We start from the raw sequence: 16,506 nt of genomic DNA on the forward strand, positions 1-16,506 counted from the left end.
GCGCTTTCGAACGCCCTCACTTCCACGCATACCGCATCCCCACCCACACCCCGCGCGGCGCGCCCACGCCGAGAAACTGCTCGTTCACCGTCGCCCCGTTGTTGAAGGTGTGATTCGGCCCGTCGAAGAAGTTCTCGCCGAGAATCGCGAAGTTCGCATAGCGCTTGTTCAGCAGGTTCTTTACCGTCGCATAGACCTGCAACTGCTTGGTCACGTTGTAGGTCGTGTCGAGATCGATGATGAAATAGCCCGCGATGCTGCCGTTCACGTCCTGATTGTTCTCGTCGCCGCGCGCGAAGATATTGCTGCGATACGTGAGATTCGTGCCGATATTCCAGCGCGAAATCGGGTTGTAGTCGATGCGCATCTTCACCGTATTGGCCGGAATGCCCGGAATGCGGTCGCCCGAATGCACGGTGATGTTGCCATCGTCGTCGGCGCTCGAGTTGCTGGTGCTGCTTTCCGTCCACGTCGATCGATACGTCGCGTTCACATAGCTATAGCTCGCCGCGACGCCGACCGGTCCCCATTGCGTGCGGCCCGCGAGCTCGAAGCCCTGCCGGCGCGTCTTGCCGACGTTCTGAAAATAGCCGAGCGTGCTTCCCGCGCCCTGGGCGCTGACGAACTGAATGTCGTCGGTGAGCGTGGTGCTATAGGCCGCCGCGCTCCACGACGTATGGTTGCCGATACGGCCGCGCGCGCCGATTTCGAACGTCTTCGAAATCACGGGCTTCAAGTCCGGGTCTGCGATGAAATCGTTGGGCAGCGAGCAGGGCGCGGCCGGGTCCGCGCACGCGAGTTCGATGGCCGTCGGCGAGCGCATGCCTTCGTTATACGTGGCGTAAGCGGTGAAGCCAGGCGTCGGGTTCCAGTTGAAGCCCACGGCCGGATTGAAGCGCGAGAACGTGTGATTCCCGTCGAGCAGCGGCTGCACGCCGCTTTCGTCGCCGATCACCGCCTTCGCCCAGTTATAGCGGCCCGCGAGCGTCATCGACCATTGTTCGTTGAAGGAGAACGTGTTCTCGAAGTAGATGCCCCAGTTCTGATTGCGCGTCTTCGCGTCCGTGGTCGGCGCGAACGGACCCGTGCCGATGGTCGCGCGGTTCTCCTCGAACGCCGCCGGCTGCGAGGCCTGCGTGAAGTGCGAATTCGCGAAGTCGCCCGCCGCGCCGAGGATCAACTGATTGTCTTTGCCGAACAGCTTGTTTAGCAGCGTAAGCTGCAGACTCGCGCCGTAGCTGTCGGTCACGATCACCGACTGATCGTTGAAGGCCTGCGAGAGTTCGTCTTCGTCGTCGCCGTCCGGATCGAAGTCGTCGTTGACGTTCGAACTCACGTTCTTGTTGCGATAGTGCCGGTAGTACACGTTGCCGCTCAACTGCACGTTCGGCGTGAAGTAATGCTCCGCGTTGATCGTGAGATAGCCGACCTGGTTCTCGTTGGTGTCGGGGAACGTGTAGGCCTGGCGGAAGTTGTCCATGAACGAGCGCGGGATCGTCTGCGAGCCGTTCAGCGTGTTGTCCGCGCCGCCCATCGAAACGGAAATGGTGGTATCGGCGTCGGTATAGCGGATCTTGCCGAACGCCTGGCGCAGCTTGCTCGAATTGTGATCGGCCCAGCCGTTGTCGTTCAGGATATTGGCGGTGAAGTAGTAATCGAGGTGATCGCCGATCACGCCGCCTTGCTCGATCTGCGCGCTTTTGCGTCCCCACGAACCGAAGCTCACGTCCACGTTGCCGCCGGGATTGCTGCGGCCGTTCTTGGTCTGCACCGCGACCGCGCCGCCGAGCGTGTTGAGGCCGAAGGTCGGATTCGAGCCGGGAATGATCTGCATCGTCTGGATCGCGGCTTGTGGAATCAGATCCCAGTTGACGACATCGCCGAACGGCTCGTTGATGCGCACGCCGTCCATGAACACGGAAAGACCCTGCGGCGTGCCGAGCAGCGGCGAAGCGGTGAAGCCGCGATAGTTGATGTCGGTCTGCCACGGATTGCCCTGCGCGTCGTTCGTATCGACGCTGACGACGTTCTTCTCCAGATAATTGGTGATGGTCGGCGAGTGCTGCGCTTCGATCTCCGCGCCCTTGATCGTCTGCACGTTGGCGGGCACTTTCTCGAGCGGCGTGCCCACGCCCACGAGCGGCGTGGTGCCGACGACGATGATCGAAGGCAATTCCGTATTCGGCGGCGCATCGGCTTGCGCCACGGTGGCGGAGGCCGGCGCGGGCGCTTCGGCGGTATCGGCCGGCGGCGTCTGCGCCCACGCGGCCACGGTGATGCTCGCGAACGCGCTGCCGAAGACGAGCCGCAGTCCTGCTCGGGGTTTGAACGGATGCGCGTGCGCGGGCTTGCGCGGCATGCTCTTCATCATCGTCTCCTCTTCTATTTTTGATCCACGCGAAAGGAATATTTCTTTCAATGAAAGCGTCGCATAAGAACGGCCGCGTGGACCGGGAGCTTTTCCCGATCGCGCAGGGAAGCGTTCCCAATTGCGTTTCAGGCACCGCACTGTGCGATGAAGCCGTGCGTAGAATGGATTCCGTGATGCCGACCGAATCCTTGCCCTCTACCGCGCAAGACACGAAAAACGCAGAGCGCCGCGCGCCTGTGTGGCGCGATCTTGCGTGCGTGTTCGGCGTGACCATCGTGGCCGGGGCGCTCTTCGCGCGCTTCGATTTCAGCGAGTTCGCGTATCACTGGACGCGCAGCGCCGAGCGCTTTCAGCTCGACGAATTGCCGCCCACGCTCGTCGTGCTCGCGCTCGGTCTTGCATGGTTCGCCTGGCGTCGCTATCGCGAGGCGCAATCGGAAGTGCAACGACGCCGCACGCTCGAAGAGGAAGCGGCTCATCTGCTGGCGGAGAACCGGCGCCTCGCGAATCAGGCGCTAGCCGCGCAGGAAACCGAGCGCCGCCATCTCGCGCGCGAACTGCACGACGAGCTCGGTCAATACCTCAATGCGATGTCGCTCGATGCCGGACGCATCCGCGATCTGTCGGCCGGGCGCGAGGCGGAGATACATCGGCTGTCGCTCGCGCTGATGCAAAGCGGGACGCATGTGTATCGCGAGATCGGCGGGATGATTCGCAAGCTGCGTCCCATCGGACTCGACGAATTCGGCCTGCCGACCGCGCTCGAACATTGCGTGGATGGCTGGCGCGAACGCTTGCCCGATGCGACCTTCACGCTCGCCGTCGATGGCGATTTCGACGATCTCAGCGATACGCTCAACATCACCTTGTACCGGCTCGTGCAGGAGGGGCTGACGAACGTGTCGAAGTTCGCGCGGACGTCGCGCGTCGAGATTTATCTGGCGCGTGCGCCGGAAGAAATCGTCGTGACGATGGCCGACGACGGGCCGGGCGTCGATCTCGCGAAGCCGCGCAAGGGGCTTGGGCTGATCGGCATGCGCGAGCGCGTCGAAGCGCTCGGCGGCGAGTTTCAGATCGCGAGCGAGCCGGGTTCGGGCTTTCTGTTTTGCGCGCGCGTGCCGGCTCAGGCGGGGCTGCCGTTGCCGACTTCGGTCCCGAACGAAGCCGCCGCCGACGAAGCGAAATCGGCGAAGTGAAGCCCTAAGCGATTCGCGATCTGCGCGAGTTGCACGCCGTTGTCCGCGCCGAACTTCTGGCGGATCACGGACTGATGATTCGCGACGGTCTTCTGGCTCAACCCCAGCTTCTCCGCGATGCTCGGCAGCGTATAACCCTGCACCAGCAAGCGCAGCACTTCGAACTCGCGCGCCGATAACTGGCGTCCTTCCTGAATGCTCGCGCGCAACGCGAGCGCCTGCGAAACGTCCGGGCTCAGATACGAAATGCGCCGCGCGACGGCGCGCACCGCTTCCACGAGCACATCGGGCGCGCTCGACTTGGTCACATAACCGCGCGCGCCGGCATCGAGCGCGCGGCGCACGAAGATGGCTTCCTCGTGCACGCTGAAGATCAGCACGTGCGCATGCGGCTCGCGCGCGAGCATGCGCCGCATCGCCTCGATGCCGCTCGCGCCGGGCAAGGCGAGATCCATCACGACGACATCCGGCTGCAACGCGCAAAACTTCTGGTAAGCCTCGGCCGCATTCGCCGCTTCGCCCGCGACATTCACGTCGGGACTCAGTTCGAGCAGACGCTTGTAGCCTTCACGCACGACGGCGTGATCGTCCACGAGCAGCACGGAGATGTCGGCAATCATGGTTTGTCTTCTCCTTTTTCTGCACCATTCTCGCGATCGAGCGCCGCGATGCGTTTCGAGTTCGCATCGTTGCGGAAGATGATCGGCTGTTCCTGCGGTTCCTGTCTTGCCGATGCCGCGCGCACCACTTCGATCACGCGCTCGTGATGGGGTGACTTGTCGCACACGGGGTCGGCATTCGCGGGATCTTGCGTGAGCAGATACGCCTGACAGCGGCAGCCGCCCATGTCGATGGCCTTTTCATCGCAACTGCGGCACGGCTCCTTCATCCAGCCGAAACCGCGAAAGCGATTGAACGCGTCGCTCTCGTACCAGATGTCCTTGAGCGGCATGTCGGTGACGTTCGGAAACGTGAGGCCCGGCAGCGAGCGCGCGGTATGGCACGGCAAGGCGGCGCCATCGGGCGCGATGCCGAGAAACACCGAGCCCCAGCCGTTCATGCAGCGCTTCGGCCTGCGCTCGTAGTAATCGGGCACCACAAAGAAGATCTTGCACTTGTCGCCGATCTCGTTGCGATAGCGCTCGACCACGGCTTCCGCTTCATCGAGCTGTTCTTTCGTCGGCATGAGTTGCGCGCGGTTCGCATGCGCCCAGCCGTAATACTGCGTGTTTGCGAGTTCGAGATATTCCGCGCCCATCTCGAGCGCCATGTCGATGATGCGTCCGATATGCGGCAGGTTATAGCGATGCAGCACGCAGTTGAGCACCATCGGAAAGCCGTGCGCCTTGATGAGATTCGCGACGCGCTTCTTGTAGTCGAAGGTCTTCGTGCTGGAGAGAAAATCGTTGAGCTCTTGCGACGAGTCCTGAAACGAGAGCTGGATGTGATCGAGGCCCGCGTCCTGCAACGCGCCGATGCGCTTCTCCGTGAGACCAATGCCCGACGTGATGAGGTTCGTATAGAAGCCGAGCTTGCGCGCTTCGGCCACGAGCGTTTCCAGATCGTCACGCAGGAGCGGCTCGCCGCCGGAAAAGCCGAGTTGCGCCGCGCCCAAAGCGCGCGCCTGACGCAAGACGTCGAGCCATTGATCGGTATCGAGTTCGCGCGTGTGGTCGGCGTAGTTCACCGGGTTGTAGCAGAACACGCAATGCAGCGGACAGCGATACGTCAATTCCGCAAGCAGCCACAAAGGCGGCGCAATCGGTGCATTCGGCGCGTCTTCGTGCGCCGGCTTCGCGATGGGTTCGGACAAGTCAGTCATGACGCTACTCCAGCCAGCCCCGCGCACGCGCGCCGGCGATGAACGCCCGCACGTCGTCGCCGAGGCCGCTTGCATTGAACGCCGCTTCGAGATCGGCGACGAGCGCGGGAATATCGCGCGTGCCGTCGCATCGCAGAAGAATTTGCGCGGCGCTCTGATTGAGCTTCACCATGCCTTCGGGATACAGCAGCACATGCGCGTCCTGCGCCGGTTCCCATTGCAGGCGAAAGAGGCGCTTGAGCTTCGGATGCAGCGAATCGTCCGGCGCCTCGACGGCTTCCTGCTTTCGTTGAGTCGGAGGGATATCGCTCATTGCGGGAAGGCCTTTTCGATCGAATCGAGCATGGTCCAGAGGATGTCGAGCTTGAATTGCAGAATGTCGAGCGCGCGCTGCTGCGCCTGACGCGTCGTGAAATGCGCGAGCGTCACTTCGAGGCCGTGCTCGACATCGCGCTGCGCGAGCGAGACGCGCGAGCGGAAATAATGGAGCCCGTCCGGCTCGATCCACTTGTAGTGCTCGGGCCATGTCGCGAGACGGTCCTTGTGAATCTGCGGCGCGAACATCTCGGTGAGCGACGAGCACACCGATTCCTGCCACGGCGCGCGGCGCGCGAAGTTCACGTAAGCATCGACGGCGAAGCGCACGCCCGGCGTCACGAGCTTGAGCGACCAGAGATCGTCGCGCGAGAGACCGACCGCATCGCCAAGCCGCGCCCATGCTTCGATGCCGCCGGGCTGATCGCCGTAACCGTCGTGATCGAGAATGCGCAGCACCCAGCGGCGGCGCGTTTCGCGATCGGGGCAATTGGACATCACCGCCGCATCCTTCAGCGGAATGTTGATCTGATAGTAGAAGCGGTTCGCGACCCAGCCGCGTATCTGCTCCTTCGAACAGCCGCCGCTATTCATCTTCACGTTGAACGGATGATGAATGTGATACGCCGTGCCCTTCGCGCGCAACTGCGCCTCGAATTCATCGCGCGTCCACGCGGGGCCGTCGCCGTTCACCTTCGTGAAGATCGGGCCTGTGGTGGGATTCAGCATCGGGTCGTTCTCCATGGCGTATAGGTCACAGCGAGGTCACAGATCGAATGTCATGCCGTCGTGCGCGACTTCGATGCCGTGCTCCGAGAGCATGCGTCTTTCGGGTCCGTCTTCGATGAGAATCGGATTCGTGTTGTTGATGTGGATGAGCACCTTGCGTACACCGTCGCGATCGATCGAATCGAGCACCTCGATCATGCCGCCCGCGCCGCTTTGCGCCAGGTGACCCATGTCCTTGCCGGTCTTCTTCGTGAGCCCGAGACGGATCATTTCATCGTCGGTCCATACGGTGCCATCGACGAGCAAGAGGTCTGCTTCGCGCATCGCGTCGAGCACATGCGGCTCCAGCGCGCCGAGCCCCGGCGCATAGAATGCGCGCTTGTTCGTAGCGGTATTCGTGAACATGAGCCCGATGTTGTCGCCCGTTTCCGGTGCATCGCGATGCGGCGAATAAGGCGGCGCCTTGCTCGACAGAGGCAAGGCGTCGATCTTGACGCGCGGCAGTTCGGGCACTGAAAACGCGTTGCCATCGAGCGCGATGCGACGATGCTCCACGCCGCAGTAATGCGAAAGGATCGACGTGATCGGAAAGCCCGTCGAGAGGTCTTGCCACACGGCGTCGGTCGTATAGAGCGGCAAGGGCGTGCCGCGCTCGCGCAGCATTAGAAGACCGGTGACGTGGTCGATTTGCGCATCCATCGTGACGACCGCCGCGATGCCCGTGTCGCGCACCTTGCGCGCGGGCTGCAATTCCGGGTTCGCCGCGATCTGCGCAAGAATGTCCGGCGATGCATTGACGAGCAGCCAGTCCTCGCCGTTATCGCTCACGGCAATGGACGACTGCGTGCGCGCGCGCGCCGCGATCGTGCCGCGCCGCACGCCGTCGCAATTGCGGCAGTTGCAGTTCCATTGCGGGAAACCGCCGCCCGCCGATGAACCGAGCACGCGAATCTTCAAGGCCACATCCTCCGCAAAAGACCGTCGCGATCGATCAGTTGATGCTTCATCGCGCCCAGAAAATGTACGATGACCAGTGCCGCCATGATCCACGCGATCGTCTCGTGAATGCCGAAAAAGATGCCGCGCAAGTGCTTGTCGTCCCAGCCCCATTGCGGCAGCGTGAGGCCCCAGAACTTCGTGCCGAACTTGTTGAACGACGAGCCGAGATAGCCGGTGAGCGGCATCGCCACCATCCCTACGTATAAAAGAGCCTGCGTAATGCTCGCGGCGGCGCGTTGCCACGTTGGCATCGGCGGCAGAGGCGGACGGCCATAAGCCAGGCGTACCAGGATGCGCATCAGCACCAGCAGGAAAACGGTAATTCCAAGCGATTTATGGAAGTTGATGAGATCGGACTTGAACGGCAGCCCGCGCGGCAGGCCGACCATATAGAAGCCGATGCACAGCATCGCGATGATCGCGACGGCGATCAGCCAGTGCAGCGCGATCAATGGGCCTGCGAAACGCTCGCTCGGGCCGGGCAGCCTGCCGTCGCGCGACGCCGCGGATGTCCGCGCGGTGCTCATCGCCTCTCTCCTTTGAAGTGCCAACATTCCATTGTTCATCTCCTGCCTATGAATTGGCGATCAGCAATTCCCCGCGTCCGTCGACGGCGAGATCGCCGGCGTAGCGTCGCGGCAACATCGTGCCCGCGAGATGTGAAAACGGTGCGATCGCCTGCGCAAGCATGCGCGTGAACAGCAGCCAGAACGTGTCGAAACCGTGGCCGCCTTCCGTGAAAGTCGGCGGAAGGCGAGAGGGCGCGCGCGTCAGCAACACCGTGCCGCGCCGCATACCGTATCCCAAGTGTGCGCCCACTTCGCCGCCGATGCAGACCGTGCCCGCAACCAGCCGCGACGCGGCGAAATCGCCCGCATGGCCCGCGACGAGCACGGTGCCGCGCCGCATGCGGTCCGCGAGGCGCGCGCCGGCGTTGCCGTGGATCGTGAGCGTGCCGCCCGTCATGCCTTCCATGTCGCCGGGCAGCGCGCCTGCCGCGAAATCGCCCGCATCGCCGTGAATCGTGAGCCGTCCGCCCTGCATTTCGCACGCGGCGAACGCGCCGGCATCGCCATGAATGTGCAACGCGCCACCGAGCATTTTCGTGCCCGCATGATCGCCCGCGTGGCCATGCACCGTGAGCGTGCCTTCGGTCATGTTCGCGCCGATGCGATCGAGCCATCGCACGTCGCCCTCGATGGTAAGACTCGCCGTTTCGGCTTGCGTGCGCGCGATATCGAAAAGATCGCCGAGCGCGCACGTTTCGCCCGCGCCTTGCAGCACGATGCGCGGCAACTCGTTCGATTCGGTCGATGCAAGCACCGCGGGCAGTAAATTCGACGCATCGACACGAAAGCCCGGCGTACTTTTTACGCGCAGTTCGATGGCGTTCATGCGCGGCTCCCGTCGATATCCTTCGACAGTTCATGCAGCTTGAAGTGATACGGTCCGAGCTTGCCGCCATAATTGCCCGCCGAAATGCGCAGCACGCCGCCCGCGCGCCCGATCTTCGTCGCGGCCGCGATGCCCGCCGTCATCGCGGCGCCGACGTCCGCATCGGTCAGGCCGTCGATCACGATTTCGAGCACGCACGCGACATCCGGCGTCAGTTCGCTTTTCTTCGACAAACCGACGAGCGTCGGGCAGAACGCATCGTTGGTGGATGCGCTCGCGCCCGCATATTTGGAGCCGATCTTCGAGCCCGAGCGCACGACGCCGCCCGGAAACGGCGTGATGACGTTCGGCAAGCGATGCATCGCGGCGACGGCGGATTCGGCCGCATGCAGGGCGCTGTCGATATCGCGCGCGAGAAAGAGCAGATTGCCGCCGCCGACCGCCTTCACGGTCGCGGTGAATTCCTCGCAGACGAATTCGCCGTCCATCACCGGCACGCGCCAGTATCGCGTGCCGCCGAGCACTTTCGATATCTGATAGCCGTCGCCGAAAAAGCGCAGGCCCGCGCCGAGCGGCGCGTTATCCGAAAGCGGCGCGCGCACATTCGACGGATCGATGCCGCCATACACGGCGGTGGTCGGGCACGTGAGCACGCATTGCCCGACGCGCCGCGCGATCTGCTTGGCCAGTTCTTTCGACGAGATCGCGAAGATCAGCACGGAGACGCCCGGTCTTCCGTCAGGCGTTTCGTCGCCTGCCAGATCGCGTTCGATGCCCGCCTCGCAGCCGCAATCGATCACGGAGGTGGCGAATCCCGTCAGCGAATTCGCGGCATGCCGCGCCCACACCGGCGTATGCGCGGTAATGACGAGGCGCGTCGCCTTCATCGGGAAGGCTTCGGCGAAGGTGTCGTCGATCTGCGTGTCGTTGATGACCATGCGTCAGACTCCGCTCGCCGCGAAGCACGCAACCGGCAAGAGCCGCCCGCCGTTGCAGCACGCGCAGATTTCGTCGTCGCCGATGGCGATGTTTTCGAAGCGCGTCGCGAGATTCGCTTGCGCATAGTCGCGCACGCGTTTTTCGATCGCGCGATCGTACTCGGGCCGCACGTAGTGGATGCCGCCCGTCGGCGTGGCGAGCAGTGTGCCGTCGCGCGCGATCAGTTCTCCGTCCTTGAACACGAACGCGGGCGATGTGAACATGCGCTCGCGGTCGGCGTCGTCGCGATACACGGCGATATCCGCCGCCGCGCCCGCGCCGAGATGGCCGCGGTCTTTCAGGCCGAGCAGTTTCGCCGGACCGGCGCGCGTGATGATCGCGATGTCGTATAGCGAGAATTCACGCGTGATGCTGGCGAGTGCGCTCGCGGTTTTCGCATCGGCGTGCAGCTTGTCGAGTTGTTCGTCGCGAAACGATTTGTCCATCAAGAGGCGAATCAGATGCGGATAGCTCGTGAACGGCGCGCCGTTCGGATGATCGGTGGTCATCGAGACGCGCCACGGATCGTCGACGAGCAGAAAGATCTCCAGTCCGATGATCCATTGCAGCGCATTCACATAACTTTGCTCGCGATACTTGAACGGCACGACGCCGCAGCCCGCATCGCATTCGATATCGCCGAGCACCCACTTGCGCGGGTTCGCCATCGGCGCATTTTTGAACTGCATCATCGTGTCGCCGGATGCGGTCACGGTCTGACCGAAGATGATCTGGCCGACATCGATGGTCACGTTGGGCCGCGCGTTCACGGCTTCGGCGATCGCGCGCGCGCCCGACGAGAACTTGCGCGGGCCTTCCGTGCCGTAGCTGTGGAACTGGATATGCGTCAGATGAATGGGCAGGCCGACGGCTGCGTCCATTGTCCTTATAGTTGAATCGATGTTGCCGGGCACGCCCAGATTGCTCGCGTGCACATGCAGCGGATGCGGCACGCGCAGATCGGTGAGCGCGCGCGTGAGCGTCATGAGCACGTCGCGCGGCGTGATGCCGTAATGCGCGTGCTTTTCATCGACATCCAGCGAACGCTGATTGAACTTGAACGCCGAGATGCCGCCCGGATTCACGACCTTCACACCGAGCGCCTTGCTCGAATCGATGGTCCAGCCGACGTAATCACGCAGCCGCTCGAAGTCTTCTTTCGCGGCGAGCATTTGCAGGAAGAGCTCGTCGTTGCCCATCATCACATATGCGCCGTGATCGATGACCGGCGTGTCGCCCATTTCCAGATGCGCGTGGCGTGCGTTGGAGGCGATCATCGCGGGTTCGAACGCGGCCGTGTAGCCCATTTCCGCATAGCGATAGCCCGCCGCGAGCGTGCCCGGCGCGCACACGCCGCACGAAGGCAGACGCATATAGCGGCCTTCGTTCGGGCGATCGGGCACGGCGCGCGGATCGTCGCGATGATCTTCGGGCAGCAAAAGGCGCGACAGATTCGTCTTGCCGCCGCCGATATGCGAATGCAGGTCGATGCCGCCCGCCATCACGACCATGCCGCTCGCGTCGTAATCGTGTTCGATGTGCTCGTTCGACGCATCGCCGACGATGCGGCCATCGCGAATGAAGAGATCGCGCTTTTCGCCGTCGATGCCGTTCGCCGGGTCGTAGAGCGTGCCGCCTCGCAGGCGCGTGACGCTCATTGCGGCCTCCTTGCCTGCGCGAGTTGCGAAGCGATCGATGCGACCGTGGGCAACGCGCTGTCGCGTGCGGCGGCGAGCGGCGCGACCACCGACGTATCGACGCGGAACAAATGCCCGCCGCTGTCGATTCCCGGCGTCGCGACGGGAATGAACACGGTCGGGGCGTTGCGCGCGGGCAGTGTCGTCGATGGATGGCCGAGGACGATGGCCGGCACGTCGTCACGGAGCAAGGCGGGCAGCGGCTCGGGCGCGAAGCTCGAGATCCATAGCAGCGCATCGATTTCGCCGCGTTGCAGAAGCGTTTCCGTGCGATAGCGATGCGCATCGTGATCGAGCGGCAAGCCGTAGGCGACGCGCGTGCGCACCGGGAAACCCGACAGCCATGTGACGGCCTGATTGACGGATGCGGCGCCATCGTCGCCGGTCAGCGCGAGCGCGCCCGCACGCGCGGTGCGGTTGATCGCCTTCACGATGCGCTGCAGCGCTTCGATCGCGAGCGCGGCGTGTTGTGTCGGCAATGCGGACGGCTCGTAGACGAACGCCGTGTAGTGCGCCTTCATGATGCGCTCCGTCAGCGCGACGAGTTCGGCGAGCGGAATCGGCCGGCCGCCTTCGACATGCGCCGACCAGAGCGCGAGCGTATCGAAGGGATCGGTGCCGGGCAGGATCGATTCGGCATGGGCGGGCGCGGCCTGATCGACATCGCATCCGACGAATACGATGTTCACGCTGCGATTTTCGGCGATGACGCGTTCATAGAAGCGCGGATAGCGTCGCGCGGGTTCGCACGCGAACACGACGATGAGATCGGCGCGCGAGCGCACTTCGGAGAGCGTGGTGAAGAACGCGCCGCGGTCTTGCAGTACGCGGTTGCTGTCGGCGAGCGCGTCGCCGTGCAGATGATCGAGGATTGCACCGCACTGCGCCGCCAGTTCATAGAGCGCGCGTGCGCCGGCTACGTCGGTCGCGAGTCCGCCGAAGAGCGGCCGCCGTGCGCGCGAGAGGATCGATGCGGCTTGCGAGAGCGCCGAGGTTGGATCGGTGGGCTGCCCGTTGATGGCTGGTTTTCGACTTGCGTCGTGCTGAGTGAAGCTTGCAAGCGAGTCGGCTAGCCGCGGGCAGGCGGTGTGCGGGGCGGTTAGGCGTTCGTCGGGGGTACGCGCGAGCGGGATGTCGTCGCATAGCAGGGGGCAGAATGGACAAGTCCAGAGGGGGTTTTTTGCTGGCGCTGGTGGTGTTTGGGGGAGCGTTGGCATGGTGTTGGGCTTGTTAGCAAGGTTGATGCCGGTTTTGGTTTTTGGTTTTGGTTTTCGTTTCGGTTCGTGGAACTTGCTTTGGTGTTGGTCTATTAGCACTGCCCCTCCCCGGGGCGGGGGTAACTTTCTTTGCTGCTGCAAAGAAAGTCACCAAAGAAAGCAGCTTTGTCACCGCCCGCGGTCACACGCACGTTGGCCATTTTTCTCCTCGGGGACGGTCCTCGCCTAACGAGTGCCATCGAAGGACTAATCGGGCTTGGATCGCGCACGGTCTGACAAGCCATAACTTTGAGCGCACTGGCGCAGCACGAGATAGCACCGGCACAGCGCTGCGCGCTGCCGCTGGGTATGCAGGGGAAACCAGCGAACACGAATGCACTCGCATACCCGATTAGCCCATCGGCCGCGGAGCGGGCCGGAGCTTGAAATGGCTGTACCAGTTTGTTCTGTGGTGCGATGTGACGGACCGTGTGCGATCCAAGCCCGATTGGGCCTATGGGGGCACTCTTTAGGCGAGGGCCGTTCCCGGAGGAGAAAAATGGCCAACGTGCGTGTGACCGCGGGCGGTGAGAGAGCTGCTTTCTTTGGTGACTTTCTTTGCAGCAGCAAAGAAAGTTACCCCCGCCCCGGGGAGGGGCAGTGCCAATAGACCGACAACAAAGCAAGTTCCACGAACCGAAACAAAAACAAAACCAAAAAAACCTGCTCCGCAATGCAACACACTGTCACCCGTGCACCACCCGATGCAACACCTCCTTGCCAAAGGATTACACCACCACCCAAGCCCCCAAGCCCTTGGCACAAATATTGAAAGCTCACCCCCCTGAACCCCCGCGAGGCACATCGCGACGACCCAAAGTCCCATCGTGCACAGCGGAAGCAACAAGCCAGGCAGCCGCGCCAGCGTCGGCACACCGCACGAGATCGGCTTCATCGCGCCCACCGCCTGCGCCGATCAACGAGCGAGCACCGGCAAGCGCACGAACCGAAGCAAAGGTAGAGAGATCAGGCCCGGCCTGCGCACCCACGTGATCGAGCGTCATCACGATCACGCGCGACGGCCACCACGCGCTCTCGACATGCATCGAACCGAGCGCGCGTCCGCCGCGATAGTCGAGCGAGAGAATCGGCTCGAAGCCGCTCGCGGAGGCCTCGGCGATCGCGCCCATGTCGAGCAGCGTCTCGGTGCCGAACACGGGAACGATGGCGGCAGGCGCGGGCGACTGCGTCAGCCGCGCGATACGTTCGATCGACGCGCGCATCGGCGAAAACGCGGTAAAGCCCGCGTCGAGCCAGATGCGAAAGCCGTCGCCGAGGGCATCGCAAAGCGCGGCGAGCGCATGGTCGTGCGCGCCGCGCGAAAGGATCGCGCCGAGGTCGGCGACGTACAGGGTACGCGCGCCAGTCGCGGCAACGAGCGCGCGGGCGATCGCAACCGGATCGCTCGTCGGGCACAACGAAGACTGGATCGGCCGATAGCGCGAACGCTCGCCGCGCACCGCGCGCACCGCGTGTCCGTCGAGCAGATCGAGAACGGGTATCACCTGCATGGATGGCTTTCCTTTGACCAAGATCTTTGTATTCGAGTATCTCACCGGCGGCGGCATCGATCCGGACGTGGCGGGCGCAGGCAGCCTCGCCGACCTCTCCGCGCTGATCGTCGAAGGCCGCGTGATGCTCGACGCCATCGCCGCCGATCTGCGCGCGCTGCCGGGCATCGACGTGACCGTCGCAAGCTCGCGCTTCGAACAGGTCGATGACGACGCCGGCTACGTGCGCGCGGCGCCCGGCGAACCGGTCACGGCCTTCGTCGCCCGCGTGGCGCGCGAGCACGACTATGCCTGCATCGTCGCGCCCGAATGCGACGGACTGCTGCTCAAGCTCTACGATGCCGTTGGCCAGGCGCGCTGGCTCGGCTGCGCGAAGGAAGCGATCCGCGCGGCATCGAGCAAAAGCGCGACGGCCGCATGTCTGGCCGCGCGCAGCATTGCCGCGACGCCCGCGCTCGAACCGGATCGCGCGGCCGCGGGCGCCGGACGCCGCTGGGTCGTCAAGCCCGACGACGGCGCCGGCGGCCTCGATACCTATTTCTACGACGACCTCGCTGCCGCGCGCGCGGAATACGAAGCGCGCGCGGCGGCGGGCCGCAATCCCGTGCTGCAGGAATGGGTCGATGGCGAGCCGCTCAGCCTGTCGCTCATCTGCCGCGAGCGGCTCGCGCGGCTCGTCAGCATCAACCGGCAGCGCATCGGCATGTCGGATGCGGCGGGGTCCGGGCGGCGCGCGCGCATCGTGCAGTTCGACGGCGTCGATGTCGATCGCATCGACCGGCATGGTCCGCAGGGACGGGCGCTCGAACGCCTCGCGCTGCGCGTTGCGGAGGCGTTTCCGGGTTTGCGCGGTTTCGTCGGTATCGATGTCGTGTGGCATCACGAGCGCGGGCCGGTCGTGATCGAGGTGAATCCGCGCCTGACTGTCGCGTATGCGGAACTCAGCCGGCGCGGCGGAAAGAATCTCGCGGCGGAGCTGCTCGCGGCGCATCGCGTGACCGGTTTCGACGGCGATGCGCCCTTGCTGCGCGCGTGCGGCGGAGCGTTGTCATGACGTCATCGCCGGTTTCGAACGACGCGCCGGTGTTCGGCTGGGACGTGGGCGGCGCGCACGTCAAGGTCTCGATGACGACGCGCGCGGGCGCGCTCGCGGACGTCGCGCAATGGGCGTGTCCGTTGTGGCAGGGCGTCGCGCATCTGGAGCGCGTGATCGACGCCGTGTTCGTGCGCTGGCCCGCCGCCGGCCACGCATCGGCGCGTCATGCCGTCACGATGACGGGCGAAATGGTCGATTGCTTCGCTGATCGCGCCGAGGGCGTGCGCACGCTCACGCGCACGCTCGCGCAACGGCTCGGCCCGCGCACGATGTTCTTCGCCGGCGAGGCCGGCTGGCTCGCGCGTTCGGCGTGCGCGGAGGGCTGGCGCAGCGTCGCATCGGCGAACTGGCTCGCGACCGCGCAATGGGTCGCGGCGTGCGTGCCGGCGGCGGTGCTGATCGATATCGGCAGCACGACGACCGACATCATTCCGATTGTCGATGGACGCGTGATCGCGCGCGGCGCGAACGATGCGGAGCGGCTCATCAGCGGCGAGCTCGTCTATCAGGGCGTCGTGCGCACGCCGTTATGCGGCGTGGCCCATCGCATCGCGTTTCGCGGCGAGACGGCGGGCGTGATGAACGAGTGGTTCGCGACGACCGCGGACGTCTATCGCCTGACGGGCGAATTGTGGCCGGAGCACGACCAGCATCCGAGCGCCGACAACGGCCCGAAGACCGAAGCCGCGAGCCGTGCGCGCATTGCGCGGATGATCGGCCGCGATGCCGCCGATGCGAGCGATGGCGAGTGGCGGCGATTCGCGCAGACCTGGCGGCACGAGCAGTTGCGCACGCTCGAAGCGAATCTCGCGCGCGTGATTGCGCGGGACGCGGCGCTCGCGGCGGCGCCGATCGTCGGCGCGGGATGCGGGCGGTTTCTGGCGGCGGCGCTCGCGCGGCAGGAGGCGCGCGGTTATATCGACTTTGCGCGGCTGGCGGGCGTACCGGATGACGACGCCGCGCGTGCCGAGTGGGTATCGACGTGTGCGCCGAGCGTTGCGGTGGCGTTGCTGGCGTCGATGGCGGCGGGCAAGCAGGTGGATTCGTCGAAGGAAGCATCGCCGCGCGCGGCGTGATAGCGTGTGGAATACAGCGAGCGGTATGGAACCGGGTGCGTGGCCCGGCGGCATGATCGAACGAG

General features: G+C 64.4%; 15 protein-coding genes. 3 read left to right on the forward strand and 12 right to left on the reverse strand.

The genetic code is table 11. The annotated features are described in order from the left end of the window. Positions 1-16: 16 nt before the first annotated feature. Entirely contained in the window at positions 17-2,368 is a 2,352-nt protein-coding gene (locus LY284_RS23975) for a TonB-dependent receptor (protein ID WP_045455433.1), read from the reverse strand. A 176-nt stretch (positions 2,369-2,544) separates the two neighbouring features. Between LY284_RS23975 and LY284_RS23980 the strand changes: the two genes are divergently transcribed. After that, positions 2,545-3,567: an ATP-binding protein gene (locus LY284_RS23980; RefSeq protein WP_045455435.1), complete on the forward strand. Its 1,023-nt coding sequence runs from the start codon at positions 2,545-2,547 to the stop codon at positions 3,565-3,567. Here LY284_RS23980 and LY284_RS23985 read toward each other — a convergent pair. From LY284_RS23985 to LY284_RS24035, 11 genes are all read right to left on the reverse strand, one after another. Further along, positions 3,495-4,187 carry a response regulator transcription factor gene (locus LY284_RS23985; protein WP_233388187.1) on the reverse strand — a complete coding sequence of 231 codons (693 nt, stop codon included), beginning with the start codon at positions 4,185-4,187 and terminating at the stop codon, positions 3,495-3,497. The genes LY284_RS23980 and LY284_RS23985 overlap by 73 nt on opposite strands. Further along, entirely contained in the window at positions 4,184-5,389 is a 1,206-nt protein-coding gene (pqqE, locus tag LY284_RS23990) for a pyrroloquinoline quinone biosynthesis protein PqqE (protein ID WP_045452697.1), read from the reverse strand. The genes LY284_RS23985 and pqqE overlap by 4 nt, the downstream gene beginning before the upstream one ends. A gap of 4 nt (positions 5,390-5,393) precedes the next feature. Further along, positions 5,394-5,702, reverse strand: a complete 309-nt coding sequence (gene pqqD, locus LY284_RS23995; RefSeq protein WP_231927786.1) for a pyrroloquinoline quinone biosynthesis peptide chaperone PqqD — start codon at positions 5,700-5,702, stop codon at positions 5,394-5,396. Then, positions 5,699-6,433, reverse strand: a complete 735-nt coding sequence (gene pqqC / locus LY284_RS24000) for a pyrroloquinoline-quinone synthase PqqC (protein WP_198066095.1) — start codon at positions 6,431-6,433, stop codon at positions 5,699-5,701. The genes pqqD and pqqC overlap by 4 nt, the downstream gene beginning before the upstream one ends. Positions 6,434-6,469: 36 nt before the next feature. Then, positions 6,470-7,390: a pyrroloquinoline quinone biosynthesis protein PqqB gene (gene pqqB, locus LY284_RS24005; RefSeq protein WP_233388188.1), complete on the reverse strand. Its 921-nt coding sequence runs from the start codon at positions 7,388-7,390 to the stop codon at positions 6,470-6,472. After that, positions 7,387-7,959 (reverse strand): cytochrome b, encoded by a 573-nt coding sequence (locus LY284_RS24010; protein ID WP_014251659.1) that lies wholly within the window; start codon positions 7,957-7,959, stop codon positions 7,387-7,389. Before LY284_RS24010 ends, pqqB begins: the two co-directional genes overlap by 4 nt. 46 nt (positions 7,960-8,005) lie before the next feature. After that, positions 8,006-8,827, reverse strand: coding sequence for a formylmethanofuran dehydrogenase subunit C (locus LY284_RS24015; RefSeq protein WP_233388189.1), 822 nt, complete (start codon positions 8,825-8,827; stop codon positions 8,006-8,008). Continuing rightward, the gene (gene fhcD / locus LY284_RS24020) at positions 8,824-9,765 is read right to left on the reverse strand and encodes a formylmethanofuran--tetrahydromethanopterin N-formyltransferase (RefSeq protein WP_014251661.1); all 942 of its coding nucleotides are present in this window, start codon (positions 9,763-9,765) and stop codon (positions 8,824-8,826) included. Before fhcD ends, LY284_RS24015 begins: the two co-directional genes overlap by 4 nt. Positions 9,766-9,768: 3 nt before the next feature. After that, positions 9,769-11,463: a formylmethanofuran dehydrogenase subunit A gene (locus tag LY284_RS24025; protein ID WP_233388190.1), complete on the reverse strand. Its 1,695-nt coding sequence runs from the start codon at positions 11,461-11,463 to the stop codon at positions 9,769-9,771. Then, positions 11,460-12,719, reverse strand: coding sequence for a formylmethanofuran dehydrogenase (locus LY284_RS24030; RefSeq protein WP_233388191.1), 1,260 nt, complete (start codon positions 12,717-12,719; stop codon positions 11,460-11,462). Before LY284_RS24030 ends, LY284_RS24025 begins: the two co-directional genes overlap by 4 nt. An 815-nt stretch (positions 12,720-13,534) precedes the next feature. After that, the gene (locus LY284_RS24035) at positions 13,535-14,269 is read right to left on the reverse strand and encodes a HisA/HisF-related TIM barrel protein (RefSeq protein WP_233388192.1); all 735 of its coding nucleotides are present in this window, start codon (positions 14,267-14,269) and stop codon (positions 13,535-13,537) included. Positions 14,270-14,282: 13 nt separating this feature from the next. On the opposite strand from LY284_RS24035, the gene LY284_RS24040 reads away from it, so the two are divergent. Both LY284_RS24040 and LY284_RS24045 read left to right on the forward strand, forming a co-directional pair. Then, the gene (locus LY284_RS24040; RefSeq protein ID WP_233388193.1) at positions 14,283-15,323 is read left to right on the forward strand and encodes an ATP-grasp domain-containing protein; all 1,041 of its coding nucleotides are present in this window, start codon (positions 14,283-14,285) and stop codon (positions 15,321-15,323) included. Beyond that, positions 15,320-16,441, forward strand: a complete 1,122-nt coding sequence (locus LY284_RS24045; protein WP_233388194.1) for a hydantoinase/oxoprolinase family protein — start codon at positions 15,320-15,322, stop codon at positions 16,439-16,441. The genes LY284_RS24040 and LY284_RS24045 overlap by 4 nt, the downstream gene beginning before the upstream one ends. Positions 16,442-16,506: the final 65 nt, after the last annotated feature.

The sequence above is a fragment of the Caballeronia sp. PC1 genome (assembly GCF_021353155.1).
GTDB lineage: Bacteria > Pseudomonadota > Gammaproteobacteria > Burkholderiales > Burkholderiaceae > Caballeronia > Caballeronia cordobensis.

What these genes read in the sequence shown, in the direction of transcription:
- LY284_RS24035 (WP_233388192.1), bottom strand. Translation starts at nt 14,269, where the DNA reads ATGCAGGTGATACCCGTTCTCGATCTGCTCGACGGACACGCGGTGCGC.
- pqqD (WP_231927786.1), bottom strand. Translation starts at nt 5,702, where the DNA reads ATGAGCGATATCCCTCCGACTCAACGAAAGCAGGAAGCCGTCGAGGCG.
- fhcD (WP_014251661.1), bottom strand. Translation starts at nt 9,765, where the DNA reads ATGGTCATCAACGACACGCAGATCGACGACACCTTCGCCGAAGCCTTC.
- LY284_RS23975 (WP_045455433.1), bottom strand. Translation starts at nt 2,368, where the DNA reads ATGAAGAGCATGCCGCGCAAGCCCGCGCACGCGCATCCGTTCAAACCC.
- LY284_RS23980 (WP_045455435.1), top strand. Translation starts at nt 2,545, where the DNA reads ATGCCGACCGAATCCTTGCCCTCTACCGCGCAAGACACGAAAAACGCA.
- LY284_RS23985 (WP_233388187.1), bottom strand. Translation starts at nt 4,187, where the DNA reads ATGATTGCCGACATCTCCGTGCTGCTCGTGGACGATCACGCCGTCGTG.
- LY284_RS24025 (WP_233388190.1), bottom strand. Translation starts at nt 11,463, where the DNA reads ATGAGCGTCACGCGCCTGCGAGGCGGCACGCTCTACGACCCGGCGAAC.
- pqqC (WP_198066095.1), bottom strand. Translation starts at nt 6,433, where the DNA reads ATGCTGAATCCCACCACAGGCCCGATCTTCACGAAGGTGAACGGCGAC.
- pqqE (WP_045452697.1), bottom strand. Translation starts at nt 5,389, where the DNA reads ATGACTGACTTGTCCGAACCCATCGCGAAGCCGGCGCACGAAGACGCG.
- LY284_RS24015 (WP_233388189.1), bottom strand. Translation starts at nt 8,827, where the DNA reads ATGAACGCCATCGAACTGCGCGTAAAAAGTACGCCGGGCTTTCGTGTC.
- LY284_RS24030 (WP_233388191.1), bottom strand. Translation starts at nt 12,719, where the DNA reads ATGCCAACGCTCCCCCAAACACCACCAGCGCCAGCAAAAAACCCCCTC.
- LY284_RS24010 (WP_014251659.1), bottom strand. Translation starts at nt 7,959, where the DNA reads ATGAGCACCGCGCGGACATCCGCGGCGTCGCGCGACGGCAGGCTGCCC.
- LY284_RS24045 (WP_233388194.1), top strand. Translation starts at nt 15,320, where the DNA reads ATGACGTCATCGCCGGTTTCGAACGACGCGCCGGTGTTCGGCTGGGAC.